18 protein-coding genes and 1 pseudogene are annotated in these 22,001 nt (G+C 43.0%); 1 reads left to right on the top strand and 18 read right to left on the bottom strand.

The window, feature by feature from the left end; translation table 11 throughout:
- Window positions 1-103 precede the first annotated feature (103 nt).
- From scfB to EUBREC_RS04485, 6 genes are all read right to left on the bottom strand, one after another.
- Complete coding sequence (gene scfB / locus EUBREC_RS04510) at window positions 104-1,474, bottom strand: thioether cross-link-forming SCIFF peptide maturase (RefSeq protein WP_012741874.1); 1,371 nt, start codon at window positions 1,472-1,474, stop codon at window positions 104-106.
- A 97-nt stretch (window positions 1,475-1,571) separates the two neighbouring features.
- Window positions 1,572-1,715, bottom strand: a complete 144-nt coding sequence (gene scfA, locus EUBREC_RS04505) for a six-cysteine ranthipeptide SCIFF (RefSeq protein ID WP_012741873.1) — start codon at window positions 1,713-1,715, stop codon at window positions 1,572-1,574.
- Window positions 1,716-1,809: 94 nt separating this feature from the next.
- Window positions 1,810-2,151 (bottom strand): hypothetical protein, encoded by a 342-nt coding sequence (locus tag EUBREC_RS04500; RefSeq protein ID WP_041253928.1) that lies wholly within the window; start codon window positions 2,149-2,151, stop codon window positions 1,810-1,812.
- Between the two features lie 71 nt (window positions 2,152-2,222).
- Window positions 2,223-3,614 (bottom strand): asparagine--tRNA ligase, encoded by a 1,392-nt coding sequence (asnS, locus tag EUBREC_RS04495; RefSeq protein ID WP_012741871.1) that lies wholly within the window; start codon window positions 3,612-3,614, stop codon window positions 2,223-2,225.
- A gap of 58 nt (window positions 3,615-3,672) precedes the next feature.
- Window positions 3,673-4,932, bottom strand: coding sequence for a trigger factor (locus EUBREC_RS04490; protein WP_012741870.1), 1,260 nt, complete (start codon window positions 4,930-4,932; stop codon window positions 3,673-3,675).
- Window positions 4,933-5,041: 109 nt separating this feature from the next.
- Entirely contained in the window at window positions 5,042-8,434 is a 3,393-nt protein-coding gene (locus EUBREC_RS04485) for a glycosyl hydrolase 53 family protein (RefSeq protein WP_012741869.1), read from the bottom strand.
- A gap of 151 nt (window positions 8,435-8,585) precedes the next feature.
- On the opposite strand from EUBREC_RS04485, the gene EUBREC_RS04480 reads away from it, so the two are divergent.
- A complete protein-coding gene (locus tag EUBREC_RS04480; protein ID WP_012741868.1) occupies window positions 8,586-9,119 on the top strand; it encodes a hypothetical protein in 534 nt (177 codons plus the stop codon).
- Between the two features lie 115 nt (window positions 9,120-9,234).
- Here EUBREC_RS04480 and EUBREC_RS04475 read toward each other — a convergent pair whose 3' ends face one another.
- The 12 genes and pseudogenes from EUBREC_RS04475 to yihA form a co-directional block, all read right to left on the bottom strand.
- Window positions 9,235-9,678 carry a YwiB family protein gene (locus EUBREC_RS04475; RefSeq protein WP_015516871.1) on the bottom strand — a complete coding sequence of 148 codons (444 nt, stop codon included), beginning with the start codon at window positions 9,676-9,678 and terminating at the stop codon, window positions 9,235-9,237.
- 107 nt (window positions 9,679-9,785) lie between these two features.
- Window positions 9,786-10,421: a stage II sporulation protein R gene (spoIIR, locus tag EUBREC_RS04470; RefSeq protein ID WP_012741866.1), complete on the bottom strand. Its 636-nt coding sequence runs from the start codon at window positions 10,419-10,421 to the stop codon at window positions 9,786-9,788.
- 51 nt (window positions 10,422-10,472) lie between these two features.
- Window positions 10,473-12,209 carry a GerAB/ArcD/ProY family transporter gene (locus EUBREC_RS04465; protein ID WP_012741865.1) on the bottom strand — a complete coding sequence of 579 codons (1,737 nt, stop codon included), beginning with the start codon at window positions 12,207-12,209 and terminating at the stop codon, window positions 10,473-10,475.
- Complete coding sequence (locus EUBREC_RS04460; protein WP_041253926.1) at window positions 12,202-13,680, bottom strand: spore germination protein; 1,479 nt, start codon at window positions 13,678-13,680, stop codon at window positions 12,202-12,204. Before EUBREC_RS04460 ends, EUBREC_RS04465 begins: the two co-directional genes overlap by 8 nt.
- A gap of 238 nt (window positions 13,681-13,918) precedes the next feature.
- Window positions 13,919-14,605 (bottom strand): GntR family transcriptional regulator, encoded by a 687-nt coding sequence (locus tag EUBREC_RS04455; RefSeq protein ID WP_012741863.1) that lies wholly within the window; start codon window positions 14,603-14,605, stop codon window positions 13,919-13,921.
- 87 nt (window positions 14,606-14,692) lie between these two features.
- A complete protein-coding gene (gene ispE / locus EUBREC_RS04450; protein WP_012741862.1) occupies window positions 14,693-15,574 on the bottom strand; it encodes a 4-(cytidine 5'-diphospho)-2-C-methyl-D-erythritol kinase in 882 nt (293 codons plus the stop codon).
- Between the two features lie 268 nt (window positions 15,575-15,842).
- Window positions 15,843-17,564 carry a methyl-accepting chemotaxis protein gene (locus EUBREC_RS04445; RefSeq protein WP_012741860.1) on the bottom strand — a complete coding sequence of 574 codons (1,722 nt, stop codon included), beginning with the start codon at window positions 17,562-17,564 and terminating at the stop codon, window positions 15,843-15,845.
- 185 nt (window positions 17,565-17,749) lie between these two features.
- Window positions 17,750-18,421: a hypothetical protein gene (locus EUBREC_RS04440; RefSeq protein ID WP_012741859.1), complete on the bottom strand. Its 672-nt coding sequence runs from the start codon at window positions 18,419-18,421 to the stop codon at window positions 17,750-17,752.
- Window positions 18,422-18,566: 145 nt separating this feature from the next.
- A complete protein-coding gene (locus EUBREC_RS04435; protein ID WP_012741858.1) occupies window positions 18,567-19,379 on the bottom strand; it encodes a metal ABC transporter permease in 813 nt (270 codons plus the stop codon).
- The gene (locus EUBREC_RS04430) at window positions 19,376-20,143 is read right to left on the bottom strand and encodes a metal ABC transporter ATP-binding protein (RefSeq protein ID WP_012741857.1); all 768 of its coding nucleotides are present in this window, start codon (window positions 20,141-20,143) and stop codon (window positions 19,376-19,378) included. The genes EUBREC_RS04435 and EUBREC_RS04430 overlap by 4 nt, the downstream gene beginning before the upstream one ends.
- Before the next feature lie 13 nt (window positions 20,144-20,156).
- A complete protein-coding gene (locus tag EUBREC_RS04425) occupies window positions 20,157-21,185 on the bottom strand; it encodes a metal ABC transporter substrate-binding protein (RefSeq protein WP_012741856.1) in 1,029 nt (342 codons plus the stop codon).
- Between the two features lie 223 nt (window positions 21,186-21,408).
- Window positions 21,409-21,999, bottom strand: a pseudogene (yihA, locus tag EUBREC_RS04420) (ribosome biogenesis GTP-binding protein YihA/YsxC); the annotation flags it as partial.
- Between the last annotated feature and the right edge of the window lie 2 nt (window positions 22,000-22,001).

Genomic DNA, 22,001 nt, shown 5'->3' with positions numbered 1-22,001 from the left:
ACCTTCCTGTCATTTTGCTACCATCCATATAGGTATACAGATGGCAAATATATTCGCACACGGGTCACAAATACCGCTATCCGTTTCCCGTGACAAATTCAAATTATTGTGCATCATCTGCCATATCAGCCTCTGCTGCCTTAATCATGATAGCGCACTCTATACGCTTCTTCTGCAGCTCGCAGCCTAAATCATAGGCATCAGTGATTGTGCCGTGGAAGTTGTATGAGTTGGCGGCACAGCCACCGCTGCAATAGAATCTGGCAAAACAGTTGCGACATTTTTCCTTGGCATAAACATTACAGCACTTAAACTCATCCTGGATGTCAGTGGCCTTGATGCCATCCCAGACATTACCCATAAGGAAGTCCTCATTGCCCACAAACTGGTGGCATGGATATAAATCTCCCCATGGAGTCACTGCCAGGTACTCAGTTCCTGAGCCACAACCGGAAAGACGCTTATATACACAAGGTCCTCCCTCTAAATCTATCATAAAATGGAAGAAATTGAAGCCGTTTCCTGCCTTGTTTCTCTTTACCATCTCTGCTGCAAGTCTGTCGTACTCATCAAAGAGCACAGGTAAATCAGATTCCTTAAGTGCATACTCATCTGTAGGCTGTGCCACCACAGGCTCAACCGAAATCTGTTTGAAGCCTAAATCAGCCAGATGAAGCACATCCTTTGAAAAATCAGTATTGAAATGTGTGTATGTACCTCTCACATAGTACTTGTCCTGATGTCTGCTCTCTGCAAACTTCTGGAATTTCGGAACAATAAGGTCATAACTGCCGGCACCCTTTCTGAAAGGTCTCATACGGTCATGAACCTCCTTGCGTCCGTCTATACTAAGAACTACATTATCCATCTCTTTGTTGGCGAACTCCATAATCTCGTCATTTAAGAGCACACCGTTTGTGGTGAGTGTGAACCTGAAATGCTTGTCATGAAGCTTCTCCTGCTCTCTTCCATATGCCACAAGCTGCTTCACCACATCCCAGTTCATGAGAGGCTCTCCTCCAAAGAAGTCTACCTCTAAGTTTCTTCTGCTGCCTGAATTGGCAATCAGGAAATCAAGTGCCTGTTTTCCTGTCTCGTAGCTCATGAGAGCTCGTCTGCCGTGATACTCGCCCTCCTCTGCAAAACAATATCTGCAGGCAAGGTTGCAGTCGTGCGCGATGTGAAGGCAAAGTGCCTTTACAACTGTCTGGCGCTTCTTGAAATCTATGATACGCTCTTTGTATGTATCTTCTGTGAAGAGCTCTTCATTATCCTTAAGCTCATTTACTTCCTGTATTGCTTCTTCTATCTCCGTCTGTGGATACCTGTCCACAAGCTTTTCAATAATCTCCTTAGCTGAGTTGTCCTCAAACAGCTCAATAACGTCATATGTGACATCATCCACCACATGGATTGCGCCACTGTTGACATCTAAGACAATATTATAGCCGTTGTTCCTGTACTGATGAACCACTACAATATTCCTCTCTTTCTATACACATTTTAAAATTACACTGCGAAAAGAGTGTGCACCTATCAGCGCACACTCTTTAAATCCGCTTCACCTATGACTATTTGTACTGCTCACAAGTCTGGTTTCCAACTGTACAAGATGTCTTGCAAGCTGACTGGCATGATGTCTGGCACTCGCCACATCCGCCCTTTTTAACTGTGTTCTGTAATTTTCTTGTATTTAATGTCTTTACGTGTTTCATTTTTATCTCCTTTTCATTTAACGATGTCTGATTGACACATCATATTTGCTCTCAACATTATATCACAGCATTATCAATATGAAAAGTCCTTTTTTTAGCGAAAAACAAGCGCTGAAAACATTACCAGAAGGAGTATTATCAAAAGCTCGAATATATTTTTTGATTCACCTATATCTATGACCACTGTTGCTATCACATACGTTATCCAGTATGCTACGACCGTCACCCTGATAAAACGTCTGCGGTGAAAGCAGCATTTGAGCAAAAATCCGCACACAAGCCCCACCACTATATTGACCGCCATGGCAAGTGCAAAGCTTATCCACTCCGCCATGTCGACAAAGCACTGTACTATAGAAAGTATGATAAGGCACAAAAGCGCCGTAAGATGCATGATACATATTGTTATCACAGGACCTTTGATTTTTCTCCACATAAAAACGCCCTCCACACATCATATATATGTGCAAAGGGCGGTAATTATTCATGTATGAAATTCATTCGTGATTACAGCTCACAGTTATTAACTGTTCTAGGGAATGGGATAACGTCACGGATATTGCCCATGCCGGTAAGATACATTACGCATCTCTCAAAGCCCAATCCAAAGCCCGCGTGTCTTGCAGAGCCGTATTTTCTTAAGTCAAGGTAGAACTTGTAGTCATCCTCTGAAAGTCCAAGCTCATTTATTCTGGCAAGGAGCTTGTCGTAGTCATCCTCTCTCTGGCTTCCACCGATGATTTCTCCGATTCCCGGTACAAGACAGTCAACTGCTGCAACGGTCTTTCCGTCGTCATTCAGCTTCATGTAGAAGGCCTTTATCTCCTTCGGATAATCTGTGACAAATACAGGGCGCTTATAAATCTGCTCTGTAAGGTATCTCTCATGCTCTGTCTGTAAATCACAGCCCCATGATACCTTGTAATCAAACTTGTCATTGTGCTTTGAAAGGATGTCGATAGCCTCTGTGTATGTCACACGGGCAAAATCATTTTCAACAACATTTCTTAATCTGTCAAGGAGTCCCTTGTCCACGAAATTGTTGAAAAATGCCATCTCCTCAGGTGCATTTTCAAGCACATAGCTGATAACATACTTGAGCATGCTCTCTGCAAGCATCATATCATCCTCAAGGTCTGCAAAAGCAATCTCAGGCTCAATCATCCAGAACTCTGCCGCATGACGTGTGGTGTTTGAATTCTCCGCACGGAAGGTAGGTCCGAAGGTGTAGATATTCTTGAATGCCATAGCATATGTCTCGCCGTTTAACTGTCCTGAAACAGTAAGGTTGGTAGGCTTATTAAAGAAATCCTTTGAGAAATCCACCTTTCCTTCCTCTGTCATAGGGAGATTGTTCAAATCAAGTGTGGTCACCTGGAACATCTCTCCTGCACCCTCACAGTCACTTCCTGTGATAAGCGGTGTGTGCACGTACACAAAATCCCTCTCCTGGAAGAATTTGTGAATAGCATATGCGCAGAGTGAGCGCACCCTGAAAACTGCCTCAAAAGTATTTGTACGAGGTCTTAAGTGTGAGATTGTACGAAGATACTCAAATGTATGTCTCTTCTTCTGCAGAGGATAATCCGGTGTGGATGCCCCCTCAACAGTCACCTCTGCGGCTTGAATCTCAAATGGCTGCTTTGCATCCGGAGTAAGCACAAGTGTACCTCTTACGATAATTGCAGCTCCGACATTGATCTTGCCAACCTCATCATAGTTGTCTAAGCCATTTCCGTATACAACCTGGATTGGCTCAAAAAATGTACCATCGTTTACCACGATAAATCCAAAATTCTTTGAATTACGATTGCTTCTGACCCATCCTCCGATAGTCACCTCTTTGTCAGCGAATTTGTCCTTGTTGCGGAAAATCTCGCGTATGTTTGTAAGTTCCATTATCTAATCCTCCATTTAAGCTACCTGCGCATCACCACAGACAGCATATTTATCGTTATTATTCGGCATCCGCGCTGCCACTTGAAGTATCCGGCGCTGCACTGCCATCCTCAAATGTCACATTTGCTTTCTCTGTGACTGTATCAATAGCCTTGTTTACAAGGTACTGGTTCTTAAGGTATGTCTTTCCCTCATCCTTGTGTCCGCTTCCAAAATACTTGTATACCTCAGAAGCCTTGCTGAACTGGCCATTGCTGGCTGATACGATGTAATCCACATAGCTGTTGAAGGCATCATCATCCATCTTGATATTTTCCTTCTCAGCGATAAGCCCAAAGATGAACTCTGTCTTTATCTGGTCTGTCAGATTCTCCTTCCACTTCTCTGTGGCCTGATCCACTGTCATGTTGTAGTTGGACTTTAAATATTTCTTAAGTGTCTGTCCATCCTTGACATTTTCCTTGGTAAATGAAGCAATATACTCATTGAGTCTGGCCTGTAGATACTCATCAGGAATCTCAACTGTGCTGTTGTCAATCATGTAGCTCTTTATCTTGTCCACCTCAGCGCTGTAGAGCTGCTGCTTCAAATCTTTCTCAATCTGTGTGGTAAGCTGGGCATTTGTTGTCACTCCGGCCTTTCCAAACACTGTGTTGACCTGCTCGTCTGTCATATCAGCAAGTGCAACAGGATCTGCTGAGTAAATGCCCTTTACTGTATACTCAAATGTAACTGTATGTCCGTTTAGGTCATCGTTGCCATAATCCTCAGGGAATGTCACGTCACCCTTAACCTTGTCACCCACCTTGGCTCCGATTAAAGGCTTTGTAAATCCATCGATAAATGATGAACCGCCGACCTGGCTGTTATTTGTCACATCAAGCATCACATCTGTAGCTGAGCCACCATCAAATGCTTTGCCATCCTTATATCCTGTGTAATCAACCTTGACATAATCGCCATCTGCAACTGTATCACGATCTGTAACCTGCTTGTACGCATCTGCACCATATGACTGAAGCACATTGGTCAGATATGTCTGCTTTGCTGTATCGTTTATCTCATAATCGTTTGAGACAGTAATTGCAACACCTGAATAGTCTGCAAGCTTTGTAACCTGCTTTGCGTAGTCTATGTCAAACTGTCCGCTTCGCATCGTCTCGCTGCCGGCCTCGGTGCCAGACTCTGTTGCGCTCTTTGAGCCACCCTTTTTGCTCTTGCCGCTTATCACAGCAACAAGCGCAATAATTACCACGATAAGTGCAATCACAATCACTGCTATGACTGCCTTCTTACCTGTATTCTTCTTCTCACTCATTGGAATCCTCCTGAAATCTGTAAGTCATGTTATTTATAAGTACAATGCCCTGCCACGGCAAAAACGCATCCGCAAAACACTATACCTGTCTACAATATCACATATCAGGTTAAATTACAACGAGTGAAATTTTCTTTATCTTTGCAAACACCGGAGGAGTATGCATTCTAAGCCCTACTGTCACCCTGGCATTCTTTTGCAGCCTTACCGGCTTAAGCAGATGTGTCACAAACCTGATATCATCGGGGAAAATGTCGCTTGTATATGTATGAACGCCGCTTTCATCCTCCACATCCATAAACAGCTCGACCTCGACACCTGTTGTATTGGTTCCTCTATAGTCAACCGCTGCTATATACTCACCGGTATATTCAATATCCACCGTCTGGCTTATCGAATAGTCAAAATTGGCATCTGAAGAGATAAACACTCCATCCTTACCCAGTGTATACTGTCCTTCTTCGAGGCTTGTCTCAATCTGCCAATTATTAAATCCATCCTTGAATTCAGGATTTGAGATTAGATTTCCATGAATCATAAGAAGCTTCATGAAATCCTCCACCTCCGGTGTTTCTTCATACTCATAAAGTGATTCAATATACTTGTCAAGCTCTTTAATCGGCGGATTTTTCGGATCAAAGTCCCTGATTGCATCCCAGCCCGGCAAAGCCCTGCCATGCTCGTCAAACATACCCATATTCTCAAACCAGGTTCCCATGCCTTTACCAGGCACACCGACAGGCTCCCAGTAGTATACACCTGTCTTTCCGGTATCCTTTGACACCTCTGCTGCTATCTGCATGATTATTTCAAGAGACTTCTTCTGCTCTGCGCTGCCTGCATCAAGGCCTGCAGTCTCCATAAGTTCCTTCGAGATATGATCTCCCTTGCAATGCCTCCACGGATGAGCTGTCTCCACAATATAAACCGGCAGATTATATAATTTTATGAGCCTGCTCATAGTATCCTTCAAATCCATGAAGGTACCATGCCAGAACGAATAAAAGGAAAGGCCAATCGCGTCAATCGGCAGCATGCCCGCATTAAACATAGAATCAAACCAAGGCATAATACAGTTATATCTGCCTCCCTGATCCAGATGAATCATGACCTTTGTCTCCGGGAGCAGCTCCCTGACAGCTCTGATTCCCTCATTTACAAGCGCAGCCAGCTGCCTGTACTGTGGCACTGCACCATCCGGAAACAGCATACCACTCCTTATTTCATTGCCAATCTGAACCATATCCGGCGCACAATCCATGATTTTTAATCTGTATAGCACATCATATGTGTACTTGTGCACTGCCTCCTTCAGCTCATCAAAGCTTAAATTCTTCCACGCATCAGGCTTATTCTGCTGTCCCGGATCTGCCCAGTAATCTGAATAATGAAAATCAAGCAGAAAATGCATTTTGTATTTTTTAATGACATGAGCCATCTCGAGAACATATGTAAGACTGCAATACCCCTTAGACTCCGGCACCTTATCAGGCTCATTCCATATGCGCAGACGGACTGAATTTACATTATTCAGCTTTAAAAAATCAAATACCCTGCACACATGACCTTCCCTGTCCATTATTTGTATATTATTGTCAACCATCATAGGAACGGATGAAATATCCACTCCCTTTAAGAAATTGCTATCCTTTTTCTGCTTGCGCTGCTGCTTAAGCTGATACATCTTTGTGTCAGCACTTACTAGATAATCGTCAAAGCTCTTACCACTGCCCGGCTTCGTATATATGATGCCGTGACTGATAAACAGGCTGTGCTGCTCCATGATATCATACACGCGCTTTATATACTTCTCAGCAGTGTCATGTCTGTCCCCAGGGATAAACACGATAAATTCATCTCCACCGAATCTATATACCATACTTCCCTCAGGCTTTTGCTCATCAAGCACCCTCGCCACAGTCTTTAAAAGCTCGTCACCGTACTGGTGTCCGTAGGTATCATTTATATCCTTGAAATCATCCACATCGAGAAATACTATGGTGCAGCCGACATTTTGAGCTTCAAGCTCAGCAAACATAGGAATGACCATCTCATTGCATGCCACACGATTGTATAGGCCTGTGAGCGCATCATGGTTGTAGAGATTCTTAAGCTCATTATTTGTATTCTCAAGTACCTTTTGCTTAAAAAGATTCTCAAGCCTCTTGAGCAGGGCAGACTGTATATCAAACTGCTCAGGATGGTCGTACAAAAACTCAGGATTCCTGAGTATTACATAGCCCACTATCTCGTCCCTGAAATGCAGCGAGCAATACATATAGCAGGTGTTTTTATCTACACTCTGCATGTACTGCATAAGGTCATTTACACTCTTAAACTCAAGCTTTCCATTGTCCTTGTCATCCGCATAGAGTACAACCTCGTCGTCAATATCATAGCCATGCTTCCTAAAGTGTGCATTGTTCCTTGCAGCTGCCAGATCAGAAACACCGACCACATACACTCCGTCACACTTCATGCTCTGTATATAGTCAGAGTATCTCTCAAACAAATCATAGTATTCATTGCACTCCTCGAGCTCTTTCTGGAGGATCATTACTGCATCCTCCTCCTGCTCTCTTGCAACGGAGCCTTTGATAATATTCTTTATGTAATTACGATAATCCACTCTGCCGGTATTAGGGCATCCGCAGCTCTCAGCCGGGATAAACTCAGAATCAAGGTATTTATCAGAAGCATCGCCCGTGCCATTCCAAAGCGCCTTAAATATCTCAAGAGCATTTCTGCCTATATTGCCCCTGTTGTTATCCACTGTTGTAATCTGTGGGTTAAAATACGCAGCCTTATCCAGATTGTCAAAGCCTGTGACCTTAAAATCCTGTGGTACCTTGTATCCAAGAACCTCTGCTGTCGCACACAGTCCTGCTGCTATATTGTCATTTGCACATAAAAAAACATCCGGTAACGGCTTTTTGCTCTCGTGCCAATCACTCATATACCTGACACCTGTCTGATAATCAAAATCACCAAACATGTACATATCAGCTGTAAGTGGTATGCCATAATCACTTAAAGCCTCCTTGAAGGCCTCAAAACGCATTCTGTTCTCATAATGATACGGCGGACCACCTGCAAACACAAAGCTTTTGCAGCCATGCGCATAGTACATATGATCCATTACCTTGCGAAACAGCCTCTTATTATCGTTGCCTACATAGTAAAACCCATCAACCTTATACCCGATACTCACTACCGGCACATTTACCGACTGAAGCTTTCTGACCATATACTGTATCTCATCCAGGTTGGTCGTATTGGTGCAGTCAAATACCACTCCGTCGAAACTGTTTAAATCAGGCAAATCGTTCAGCGCATACTCGCCTTTGTTAAACTTTGAATCCTGACTCCAGGTTCCGTTGGTGTTGTAAAAATACAGGCACACATCCAGTCCCAGCTCTTTAGAGCCTCCCATGATACCCTCAACCCACGAATATATTACATATCTTCTCCAGCCATCAGCCAAAAGAGCAATTTTCTTCATTAATAAATACCCCTTTGCGTCTTCTAAAGACTTTTCCAAAATATAGTTCTATTATACTACGGTTTTACCTATTCTTGCAATAAAGATTGATTTTTTTTAGCATATTTGATAGAATTAATTTAAATAAGCAAATTTTTAGGAGGGATACGTTTTGAATCCAGCATTAATCGTACTTATTGTTATCGCAGTAGTGCTTGTGGTAGCATTTATAGTATTAACAATCCTCGGTAAAAAAGCACAAAAAAGAAAGGAAGAGCAGGACGAACAGATAGCTGCTGCATCACAGACAGTCAATATGCTAATCATTGACAAAAAGCGTATGAAGCTAAAGGATGCCGGTCTCCCACAGCAGATTATTGAGCAGACACCAAAGCTTATGCGCCGCTCAAAGCTTCCTGTAGTCAAGGCCAAGGTCGGACCAAGAGTCATGTCTCTTATCGCAGACGAGCAGATCTTTGATGAGATTCCTTTAAAGAAAGAGGTTAAGGCTTCTGTCAGCGGTATCTACATCACAGCTGTCCGCGGTATCAGAGGACCTCTTGAGAAGCCTAAGAAGAAGAAAGGCTTCCGTGCAAGAATGGCAGAAAACTACAGCAAGGCCAACGAACAGCTCAAGGCTGAGGAGGCTGCAAAGGCTGAAAGAAAAGCTGCTAAAGAGGCTGCCAAAAAGGCTAAGCAGAAATAATATCATGATTTAATTTTCATGTACATAAACAGAGCATGTGGGATGGCTTTCATCCTCACATGCTCTGTTTTTTATATGCTTTATATATTTTTTACCCCATAGACTTGGCAGACTTTTATGCAATTTTGACTGCTGCGCCTTTTTTCTTCACAGCTATATTGATGTGACAGTCGCCTACAAATTCATAGTTGACATCAAGTGCATACTTTACCTCTGCCCTTATCTCGTCCTCAGTCTCCTTTACCTCTATGCTTGTGGCATCAATACCTATCTGGATACTTCCAAACGGTGTATAATAATATGTCAGGTTTTTCTTTCCCTTCTCAAATATCATATGTACACTCATAGGTCCCTTGCGGGTGAACTCAAGATAATTGTCATTGAATTTAAGCATATTTTTGAGTGTCTGGGTCTCACCCTCCATTATCTCCTCAAAAAGCACATAGTGTTTGTTATTTCTTATATAATACTCTCCCGGGGCAATCACCTCTACAGCATCCGACTGCTGATCCGGTGCGAGCTGCAGGCCCTTTAATGATACTACTACATCCTTTGTCATTTCTTTCTCCTTATCCTCTTGCATATCTAAATTAATTCACGCTTTAATAATTTCTCATCACATATTTTCTTTTAATATATTTTTTCAGCATGAATATACTAACTGTTTTATCTGAAAATATCAAGGATTTTTAGTTTTATTTCATATTTTCCACTGTCAAATATGCTCTCATACTCGTCCGGAGTGAGTACCTCCTTAAGATTTTCCTTTGCTTCGTCCTCCACCACCTCGTACACACTGCCCCTAAAGCACATGTTTGGATACAGCACGCACCACCAGTTATGACCGGCTCCATCGCCCAGTGTTATTTCAAGCGCCTCGTAATTTCCCTCAGGAAATGTATAGTCCCCATACGTCTTTTCCGGGAAATCGGTGTGTGTAAGCTCTGCCGATGCGCCATATGTAAAACCGTTTGCTGCAAGCGTCTCCTTTGATACCGCTATTATTTCGTCCATATGGTCATTTACGGTGGCTCTGGTTTCTTCGATATTCTCGCACTCCAGCAGATATGGCTCTATGTAAGCCCCTACTGCATCGCGCACCTGCTTTTTCACATTCTGGTCTGCTTCGCTGTCGCTGTTTGCCAGCACGTGGAAACGCAGGATTTTGCCGGCGATGGATTTTTGCATGTCGGCTGTACACGCTATACTATTGGTGTTTGCGGCAGGTGTATGATTTTTTGCAGCTATCGCTGCCGTAAGGGATATTATTGCTATGGTTGTTATTATTATTTTCTTTCTCATGTAAACAAGTATTGCCTTATTTGAAAAGATTATTCATCCTTTTTGAAATTTTTACCATGCTCCATGAATTTCATTCGTATAGTCATCCAGCAATGTGCCAAGTGTAATTATCGGTTCACCATCCTCATGATTCTCCTTATTTATTTTCTGCTCATAATAATCACCCATGTTATCAAAGATATCATTTATATCATCTGCTATGCACACATATGTGTTTCTCGGAAATTTTTTTGATGTCTTGCAATATTCCATGAAGTCTGAATAAGCTGCTTTATCTTTTCTAAGTGTTTTTCCTATTAATATCACCTTCAGATGATTGGTATCGGCTTTTTGTGACAGCCGCTCCTCGAAGCTGTCCACGGCTGTTTTGATATCATCTGCATATTCGGGCTCATAGGATTTGTCCATGTTATAATAAAACTCTATATATCCGCTACTTTCATTTGCCAAATCATCTCTGTGGCTAACATATTCTTTGTAATCAGTTACATCTTTACCTGTTACTTCTTTATCGGTTATTTCGTCAGTATCTACAGCTACAACATCCACCGCAGCAAGTGTCGGAAAGCAACGCTCCTCAAGCTCCACTGCACTACAGCCGGTAAGCATGAGACCTATCGTCAGCACTACTATGACCGGTATCGCTATGCACATTAAAAATCCAAGATATTTTTTCACGATTTCATCTCCACTTTCAAGAATATATGCTAAGGTCACTGTGACTGCTATGACAAAAATGATGCACCAGCTTCTCATAGTGCTCTTTTCCTTGTCATGACTTTTCTGTCTGTCAGAGCCAAATTGCTTATTGCTACAGGAATGCCGGTTTTTATTAAATGTAAATATAATTTCTCTCGTATTTTCAGCAAAATTCTCACATCTTAAAACCGCATAATAAAGGCTCATATTGAGTACTGAAAACAACGTGAAAAACCACACCGACAGCATCAGTGCATCTGCCCTCTTGAAGAAGCTGCCTTTTATCTGCACATCACTCATCAGTACGACAGCCGGAAACTCTATTTCCGACAGTGAATATTTTCCGAAGTTTCCAAGCAATACTGCATACAATAAAAAAAGAATGCCTGCATATGTGAATATTGCTTTACTCACACTCCCTCGTATCTGTGAGGCAGTGCGTTCCCTTACAAACAGTATATTGAACACGGAAATGGATGCTGCAAACACATAGTATGCGCCCGCAAATATATCCGCTATGCCAAAGTCCACACCGACTCTGTCCTTAATCATCAGATAGTCTAATCTCATATCCGATAGCGCAAACAAAAGCATAGCGGCAAGCGGTATCAGCACAAAGAAAAATACTACCTCGTATACCCTGGCACGGCACTCCACTCCGCCACTTAGCGCATAAGCGCATACCGCCATTATCACAAGGAGTACAACTGTAAATGATTCATCCGGTATAAGGCTGTCACGTATCAGCTTTACAAATATCCATGCAAGAAATGCGGCCTGTGACAGCTCGTATATTGCAATAATTAAATCATAAATTAACATTTTCGCATATTTTGTTTTATCAATGCTTCTGTCATATATTGTTTTCCTACGTTCACGTACCTCGCTTACTATCCACATAAATAGCCATGCCATGAATACTCCGAGTGCGATTGAGATAAAAGCATACTTTCCAAGCTTCGCCAGATTGTTTGGAAGCACCAGTGTGCCGACTCCAAGCAGATTAAAGACGTATAGCCTGTATAGCTGGCGGGGCGATATGCTTTCGTTTTGTGCAAATGTGTAGCTTGTGCTCATATTTTTAGTCATCCTTATTTCCTTTCAGCTTTCTGCACTCATTTTCCCTTGCAAATACAGGCCGCCTCCATAGTCTGCGAAGCGGAAATCGTATGATACTGTCCTTTTCATCCTCGCCGCCTGTCAGCTCGCTGCCCACGAATGGCATCATGTATGGGTAACCACAGCTTTTGAGCTTTGCGAGATGCAAAAGTATCACCATCAGACTTATTAAAAATCCAAAATATCCAAGCCATGCCGACATCATTATTACAGCGAATTTGAGTATCCTAAATGAAAATGCAAACTCCTCGCTCGGTATGGCAAACGAACAGAGTGCGGTGAATGCAACAAGAATGACCACTATAGGGCTTACTAAATTTGCATCCACTGCTGCCTGTCCGATTATGAGGCCTCCGACTATGCCTATCGTGTTTCCCATTGCTCCGGGAAGTCTTATGCCGGCTTCGCGAAGCAGCTCAAAGGACAGCTCCATCATGAGCACCTCTATGAGCTGCGGAAACGGGCAGCCGAGTCTGGCTTCATAAAATGCCAGTATGAGTGGTGTCGGCAGTATCTGTGTATGAAAATTTGTGACCGCCAGATAAAGCCCCGGCAATGTAAATGACATAAAGGCAGCCACGTACCTTATCAGCCTGGCAAAGCTTGCCGCTATCGTTCTGTTATAGTAATCATCTGCGGTTTTTAAAAAATTGTTCATGGTGGTTGGCAGTATTATCGCTATCGGTGAATTATCGCACAGCACCACCACCCGCCCTTCTAGGAGCGCATTTACCGCCACATCCGGCCGCTTTGTGGTCTGAAGCTGTGGAAACGGTGAATACCATTTCACCTCGGCAAATTGTTCAATGACTCCCGAATCTCCCACATGGTCTATCACATAGCTGTCCAGATTCCTTTCCACATCCTCTACAAGTCCCGGTTTTACGAGGTCTCTCACATACAATATGTCCACATTGCTGTGTCCGCGAAGCCCCTTTTTCACCTCTTTACACTTTAAGCGAGTGCTCCTTAACCTGCGCCTGATAAGTGCAGTATTTATCTTTATGGAATCAGCAAAGCCCTCATTTGAGCCTCTTATGACCTTTTCCGAATCAATCTCCTGAATTGACATGGCGGGATATCCCTTGTCGGGAAGCTTGAAGGCATCCGGATAGCCATCCACAAAAAATATCACGTCTCCTGTCAGCATCATCTGGGCTGCCTCTCTAACCGTATGAAGATGCGCAAATTCGGATAGAGCTGCCTGATTTTTGTCAAGTACTTCCTTAACCTGATCCCGGTCTATCCCTTCAAGGTATGATGTAAATCGTCCAAACGCACTGTTATTGATACCGGAGCCTGCACATGTCACCTCAATATATGCAACAAAACACTTTATGGAAGCATCACGCCCCAGATACATCTCCTGTATCTTGATATCTGAGCAGTCAGAATATATCTGCCTGAAGCTTTTTATGTTCTCATCTATGTTTGTGGTCATCTTTAACTCTCCTATATACCCAATAAATCCCGTAAGATTTAAAATCCCTGATATAGTATGACCATACAAGCCCGCAAATATCCCTGATTACTTATTTTTTTCTATTATCTAAGCCACTAACTAAGCCACTAAAAAAAGGCCGCCGTTCACACGTCAGTGCAACCGGCAGCCCCTGGTTTTGTTATATTATTTTGTATTTTATTATCTTTGTCTGCTATAATCTTGTTATATTTCTGTTTTATTTCTTCTCTTCATCCTGCTTTTGTATCACAGCCTTCACAGCAACCGCCTGATTGGCCACATGCGTATGCATTTCTGTAGTCACAAGCTCCATATTTCTTGCCTCAAGCGCCCTGTAGATGGCGTCATGCTCCTTCACAAGCATCGGATAATTCTTTGGGTCCTTCAAATACTCCACTCTGTAGCGGTACATCTGCTCGCGGATATTGTTCATCATAGATACAAGCTTCGCATTGCTGGTTGCCTCATAGATAGCATCGTGAAACTTCACATCCTCCTCAGCTATCTTTTTCACATCTCCTGAATCCATGCTCCTCTTGAACTCGTCCTTTATGGTTTTTAGATTCGCAAGCTGCTCATCACTGATTTTCTTACAGGCTATTTTGGCTGCAAGCTCATCGAGAGCCTCTCTCACCTCAAGCACATCCTCCATATCCTTAAGAGTCATCTTGGCAACCTCTGCGCCCTTTCTCGGCATTGTGACTGCAAGCCCCTCCTGCTCAAGCATTCTGATTGCTTCACGTATAGGTGTACGGCTGACTCCAAGCTTTGACGCAAGCTGCAGCTCCATAAGTCTCTCTCCCGGCTTGAGCTCACCCTTTAAAATTGCCTCACGAAGTGTGTTAAAAACCACATCACGCAGTGGCAGATATGCATCCATATTTAAAGTTAAATTATCAGTCATCAAACTTCTCCTATCTCTTGTATTATCATTCTCACATATAAGAAAAAAGTAACTATAAAGCACCCGCTGTGCTATCCGGATATCACGTTATTTGCGATTATTGTATACAGATGTCAGATACACCTGTCTGGCAAGATGTGAGCTTCTCATGGCTTTGTACGCTTTCTTTGCAGTATCTTCATCGTCAAACAGACCAAAAACCGTCGGACCACTACCGCTCATCATGGCTCCTACCGCGCCATTTGAAAGCATATGCTTCTTTATCTCATCTATCACCGGATAATTTGGTATGGTCACAGTCTCTAAGACATTTCCCATATGCGCTGCGATATCATGCAGATTCTTAGCCTTTATATCATCTATCAGGTGGTCTATATCCGGATGAATAGTCGTATCATCAAGCTTCAGATTCTGATACACAAATTTTGTGGATACCGAGATGGACGGCTTTGCAATAAGCACCGGACACTTTACCATTGGAGGAAGAGGACTAAGCGCCTCTCCTATGCCCTCGGCCAGCGCCGTGCCTCTCATAATACAGTATGGTACATCCGCACCTATCTGCACACCTCTTTCCATAAGCTGTCTCTTTGTCAGTCCCAGTGAAAAAAGCCTGTTTACACCTATAAGCATAGCTGCCGCATCAGTACTGCCCCCCGCCATCCCTGCTGCAACAGGAATACGCTTGTCCAGCTTCACTGATACACCGTCAGTTATAGAAAACTCATCCATCAGAAGCTTTGCAGCCTTGTATATGAGATTGTTCTCGTTTACAGGGAGAAAAGACAGATTGGTCTGTATCTGTATGCCCGGCTCCTTTGTCCTTTTGATATCAAGCCTGTCATACAGATGAATGGTCTGCATAATCATACGGACCTCATGATATCCGTCCTCTCTGCGCCTCACAACATCGAGCCCCAGATTAATCTTGGCTAATGCTTTTAATGAAATATCGTTATTACTACCCATATTGTATTACCTCTGTTTTTTGTATACAAGGATTATAACACACCCTGCCAAAAAGAGCAAATTTAAATATTCTCATTTAATTGTTCATTTTCATTACTTTTCAGATTTTCCACGTATCGCACAAAAAACTATGTTCACATAGTACATGTTTACTAGATTTAAAAAGTAACCCTCTAACGCACCACAACAAAAAGCCTCACAGCACATATCAATAATGCTTGTGGGGCTTTTTTTAAAAAGTTTTTCTAAACTCGTATGTACAATTTTTCTATTTCTTTTCCAATATAAATTTGCTAATCAGCTCGTTCATTGTCTCCGCCTGTGCTGAAAGCTCCTCACTTGTTGCTGATGTTTCCTCTGCATTTGCTGAGTTGGACTGTACAACATCTGATATCTGATTAATACCGGCCTCTGCCTGCTCCATAGCCTTTGCCTGCTCCTCTGCAATCTCGCTGAGTTTTTGAGAAGAATCTGCAACTTCCTTCATACCATTAATAACCTTTTCAATAGAAGTACTTACGCGCTCTGCAGCTTCATTACCCTCGTTAGATACCGCAATGGCACTCTCTATAAGCTGACGTGTGTCAACTGCAGCCTTGGCACTCTGCTCTGAAAGACTTCTGATTTGTCCCGCAACAACTGCGAATCCTTTACCTGCCTCACCTGCACGCGCTGCCTCGATAGCTGCATTGAGTGAAAGAAGGTTTGTCTGACTGGCAATATCCTCAATCTCAGAAATGATATTCTCAATCTGCTTAGATGTATCATTGATGCGTCCGATAACATCAACCATGCCCTGCATCTCTGTATGGCTGTGATCTGCTTCCTCAGCATACTCCTGTGCAATCCTGTATGTATCATTGAGCTTCTCAGATGTTTTCTCAACACCGCCTGTGATATCTGCAAATGTAGCCTGAAGCTCCTCAATGGCTGCTGACTGATCCATAGCACCTTCTGCGATTTCCTGTGCTGCCTGAGCAAGGTTGTTAGAACCTGCTGTAACAAGTGATGATATCTCATTGATATGTGACATAACATCATTCATCTGTGTCTTCATCTGACGCATTGCCATGAGAAGTCCAATAAAATCTCCGGTATATTTATCTTCCATGTCTGATGAAACTGTATAATCTCCTTCTGCCATCTTTCCAAGAAGCTTGTCAGAGTCAGATATGATAGTCTTAAGGTCTGCTGCCATGTTTTTCGCAACCCCTACCATATCAGCAATTTCATCTTGTGAATCAACTGCCGGGAATGGAGCCTCAAGATCACCCTGTGCAAATGTACGTAATCTCTGTTTTAACTCATCGAGTGGTTTAGAAATACCAACTGCAACTTCGTCCCCGATTTTCATCGAGATAAAATATGAACTGACAATGATAACAATAACAATACCAAATGCGGCATATGATACTAATGATAATCTCTTGCTTAAATTATCTCCCTCTGTTACCTTTGTATCCATAAGGGCAACAAGCTGCTGATATATCTCATCATATGCAGGTGCAAGCTCTGCTACTGCTCTCTCCTCGGCTTCCTTCTGTGTCTCAGGATCTGTAGCATTCCTACCTAACTGTCCGATTTCATCATCGAGACTCCAGTATGAATCGAGCTTACTGTTTATATCATCATACATATCCTGCTCCTCACCTGTCTTTATAGAGCTTTGCAGCTCTTTCCAGTATTTTTGAAATGATTCCTTTTTAGAATCATGTGTATCAGACATCTTACTTAATGTGTCAGAAGCTGTATAACCGATAAGAGCTCGTGTAGCGCTTCGTGTCTCTGAGAAGGTTACCATAACCTTTCCTATATCTCCCTGTGAAAATCCGTAAAAGGTTAGTGCGCTGGAATATCTCATTGATACAAGAATCATAAGAATACCCGCGATAACCCCCGATGCCGATGCTACAAATGTAGTCAGTCTGAAGCCTTTCTTTAAACGATTTTTGATGCTAAGTGCTTTCCACTTTGACATGTCTAATTTCATGATATTTCCTCCACATGAATAATGATACTTATATACTATTCTTCTATTATACACCTCTCAAAAAATTATACAAGCACTAAAAAGGTGACTGCACGCTGCGTGCAGCCCCCTTTTCATAATTCATAAATCAGATTTCTTATATAATATTCGTTCCATCACGACACTTTTACATACACATCCGGCTTCTAGCCCTGTACCTGTGTGTCCTCTGTGCCATTCTTCCAGTCATCAAACTTCTTGACTACGGCATCATAAGTATCCTGGCAAATTGATGGCAGCTTGTCTCCCCAGGCTCCTGTTGCCTGTGAAAAGCCCTTCTTGAATGCATTCAAAAGCTCATCAGCCTTGTCCTTGTCGCCTCCCGACAGTGCCTTTGCAAAGTCAAGAATACGGTCTGAGGTCTTCTCAACTCCCCAGTATCCATCCTCTGCGATGTCCTTTTTGGCCTGCGCTATCGTATCTGCATCTACAGTCAGATTCTCAAACAGACTCTTTAAGCCCTGTGACTTGTCCCAGGTTGAAGCCTGTCCTGTCATGGACTTTCTGACGATCTCGATAAGCTGCTGCTGTCTGGCGTTGGCATCATCCTTAAGCGCCTGTACCAGTGCATCTCTGTCTGCCTTGCTCATCTTCTGGTTTACTGTGCTCTTTGCAGTATCCTTTGAATCATCCTTGCTGTCTGATTTCTCATATACAGCTGCCTCGTCGCTGAAGCCTGCAGTCTTTGCATCCGACTTATCCGTCTTTGCATCCTGCTTCTTTGAAGCGGTATTAGTATTCTTTGTCTGCGCCTCGTCCTTTGCTGTGACACTCTGCGCCGCTACTGCTGAAACTACACTTGAAATAGCATCTAACATCTCTCATCCCTCCCTGGTAATGTGCGTGCGGGAATCCTTTCCCGCTATACTATTATCAACCTGTATAGCGTCTGATATAGCTAAACAGTCTTTCTCTTATATTGTGTATCGGCTGTTTTGCGTCTGTTGCTTATAGCTTTAGCCGTTATTTTTTCAGCTTTCTGCCAAATATAAATGTCGAAAAATATATTACCGATGCAATAATCACTATCATCGGACCTGTTGCCACATTGGTGTAGTATGACACTGCGAGGCCGACTATACCGGAAAATACTGAAAATATCACTGAAAAGAAATGATACTCACGCATATTTTCCGAAATATTCCTTGATGAAGCCGCCGGTAATATAAGCAGAGCATTTATGATAAGTATGCCTATCCACTTGATGGATAGCATAACTATGAGTGCTACAAGCACCGCAAACAGATTATCCAGAAGACGCACATGGATACCCTTGCTTTTTGCCACGCTCCTGTGTATACATATGGCGTTGAGCTTATTGAAGCAAAGCACCCAGAACACTATAGTGACCACAAAAATCACAATTAGATAAACTATCTCAGTCTTTGTGATGCTTAGCACATCGCCCACCAGTATACTTGAGTATTTGCTGAAATTGCCGCCCTTTGACAGTATCGCAAGACCTATCGCCACAGAGCACGATGAAAATACCGATATAATGGTATCTGTCGATGCAGTGTTCAGACTGCCTATCTTATTTAAAAGAAGTGCAAACACTATCGCAAATATCACCATGGCAAGCGAGGTGTCTGCCATGCCGCATACCACTCCGACAGCGATTCCTGTAAGTGCTGAATGTCCGAGTGCATCTGAAAAGTATGCCATCTTTTTGTTTACAATCATGGTTCCCATTATGCCAAAAAGCGGTGTGATGATGAGCACAGCGATAAGGGCATTTCTCATAAAATCATATTGAAGCCAGGAGGTTATATTCATTTGTGTTCCTCCTCTCTCACCCAGGATTCCTCTCCTGTGTAAAAAATTCTCTCAAATTCCCTGCTCTCGAATACTTCCTTCACAGTTCCCTGCTTTGCAACGGTCTTATCAAGCAGCACAACATGGTCTGCGTACTTTGCCACATAGTCCAAATCGTGCGATATCAGTATGATTGCAAGGTCATAGTGAGTCTTTAAATAATCCATGGTCTTATAGAAAAGCTCCATGCCGTTTTGGTCTATTCCGGACACCGGCTCATCCAACAGCAGCAGATTCGGCTCGTCCATGATTGCCATGGAAAGAAGCACTCTCTGCAGCTGTCCTCCCGAGAGGTTGCACACCTGCTTGTCGATGAGCTCCTCAGCCTCAAATACCTCGAGTGTCTCCCTTATCTTTGCCTCTATCTTTTTGCTCTTTGGCAGAAAAACAGGATAATTGTACTGATAGCTTGCTATTAGGTCATACACGCTGACCGGTGTATTTTTCTCGATATTAACAGACTGCGGCACATAGCCGATTTTAAGCTTAGCCATATGTCCGTCCTTAGTATCCTTGAACTCAATCGTACCGGTGTGAGGTATCTCGCCGAGTATCGCCTTTATGAGTGTAGATTTTCCGGCACCGTTTTGGCCTATTATGACATTGAAGGAGCCACAGTGTATGTGCATATTTACATCCTCAAGCACTGTCTGCTCTCCAAAGCTCACTCCAAGGTTATTTATTTTTATGCAATGAAAGCCACATGGCTGTATTATTTTCCGCATATTTTCTCCAATTTTATTTAGTAATTGCCTCTTTGATAAGCTCTATATTGTGCTCCATACCATCAAGATAGCTGTCCTTGTCGTACTCTCCCCTGTTGAGAGGGTCGATATAAATCACATGCACATCTGTCTCACGCGATACGGTATCTCCCATGCTCTTTCCGTAGAGCTCCTCAGCGAGTATTACCGACACTCCGTCATCCTTTATGGCACCTATTACCTGCTTTATCTCACCTGCGCTGACTGAGCGCTCCTCGTCAAGGTCTAACAGATAGCATGCATTCATGGAAAAATCATCAGCTACATACGCATAGGCCTCATGGAATATGATGATATTCTGTCCATTGGTAAGACTCTTTATGCTATTTATCTTTTCTTCAAGCACTGCAAGCTTTGCATCATATGCTTTTGCATTTGCATAATATTCATCAGCATGCTTTGCATCCTTTTCGGCAAGCTGGGATGCGATTGTCTGAACCATGGTGCGGTAACGCGGCACGCTCATCCATGCATGGGCATTCTCATCACCATGGTCATGATCGTGCGCGCTATCTGATTCTGCGTCTGCTTCGTGGTCATGGTCGTGGTCACTGTCTGCATCATCCTCAGAAAGAAGTGCCACATCCTCACAGGCCTCAACCACATCAAGCTTCGGATACGCCTTTGCCACATCAGACATAAACGACTCTATACCGCCTCCGTTTATTACAAAAACATCGGCTGTGGATAAAAGCTTCATATCCTCCGGTGTTAGCTGAAAATCGTGCAGACAACCGGTCTGTGGCTCGCTCAGATTTTCGAGTCTCACTCCTTTCACACCATCCACTATGTTTAAAGTGGCAATGTACATAGGATAGAAGGATGTCACGACTGTAAGCATATCATCAGCTTCGTCTGTATTTTTTGTATTGCCCGAAGCATTTGATGCTCCACCGGCAGCGCCTTTCATACCTGCTGTGTGCTCATATGCCATTACCGCAAGCGTACACACTATCAATATACACAAAAACATAATGCCTACAAATTTGCATTTATTCTTCATATATTAAATATTCGCCTTTCTTTCTATAGCTTTATTTCTTTTTATGATTATTAACGCTTTTTTTGCTCTTGGCCTTATCTCTGCGTTCTTTAGTCTTTTTGGCAACCGGCTTTCCGGTCTTCTTCCAGCGCTCCTTTTTGTGTGGCTGGGATGCAGCGGCTCTTTTTGCAGCTGATTTTGCCTCGCGCTTTGCTTCTTCCTCCTGTTTCATGGCAAGAAGCGTCTCCTCGTCAAACACGAGTGAATCTATGAGATTCCAGATTTCGTCCCTGCCTTCCTTTGACATGGACGAAAACGGTATAACTACCGTGCCCGGCTTCACATGAAGCACATCCTTGATAGTCTTTATGTGTGCGGCAATCTGGCTTTTTTTCAATTTATCAGATTTGGTTGCAATGATAATCGGTGCAAAGCCCTGGTTTACCATCCAGTCATACATCATGATATCATTGTCCGATGGCTCATGCCTTATATCTATTAAAAGAAACACTGCCTGAAGCTTTTTGGAGGTGTGAAGATAGTTTTCTATCATCTGTCCCCATTTAGCTTTTATCTCGATATTGGCATTGGCATAGCCATAGCCCGGCAGATCGACCAGATACATGGCGTCATTGACGTTATAAAAATTGATGGTCTGTGTCTTGCCGGGCTGTGAAGAGATCCTGGCAAGTGACTTTCTGTTCATGAGTGCGTTGATCAGTGACGACTTGCCTACATTTGACTTGCCGGCGAATGCCACTTCATTATACTCATTGTCAGGGATTGTGCTTGTAATTCCGCAAACTGTCTCTAAATTAACACTTTTAATTACCATAA

Source organism: Agathobacter rectalis ATCC 33656 (genome assembly GCF_000020605.1).
In the GTDB taxonomy this organism is placed as follows: domain Bacteria; phylum Bacillota; class Clostridia; order Lachnospirales; family Lachnospiraceae; genus Roseburia; species Roseburia rectalis.
This window is presented reverse-complemented; position numbering and strand designations above follow the sequence as displayed.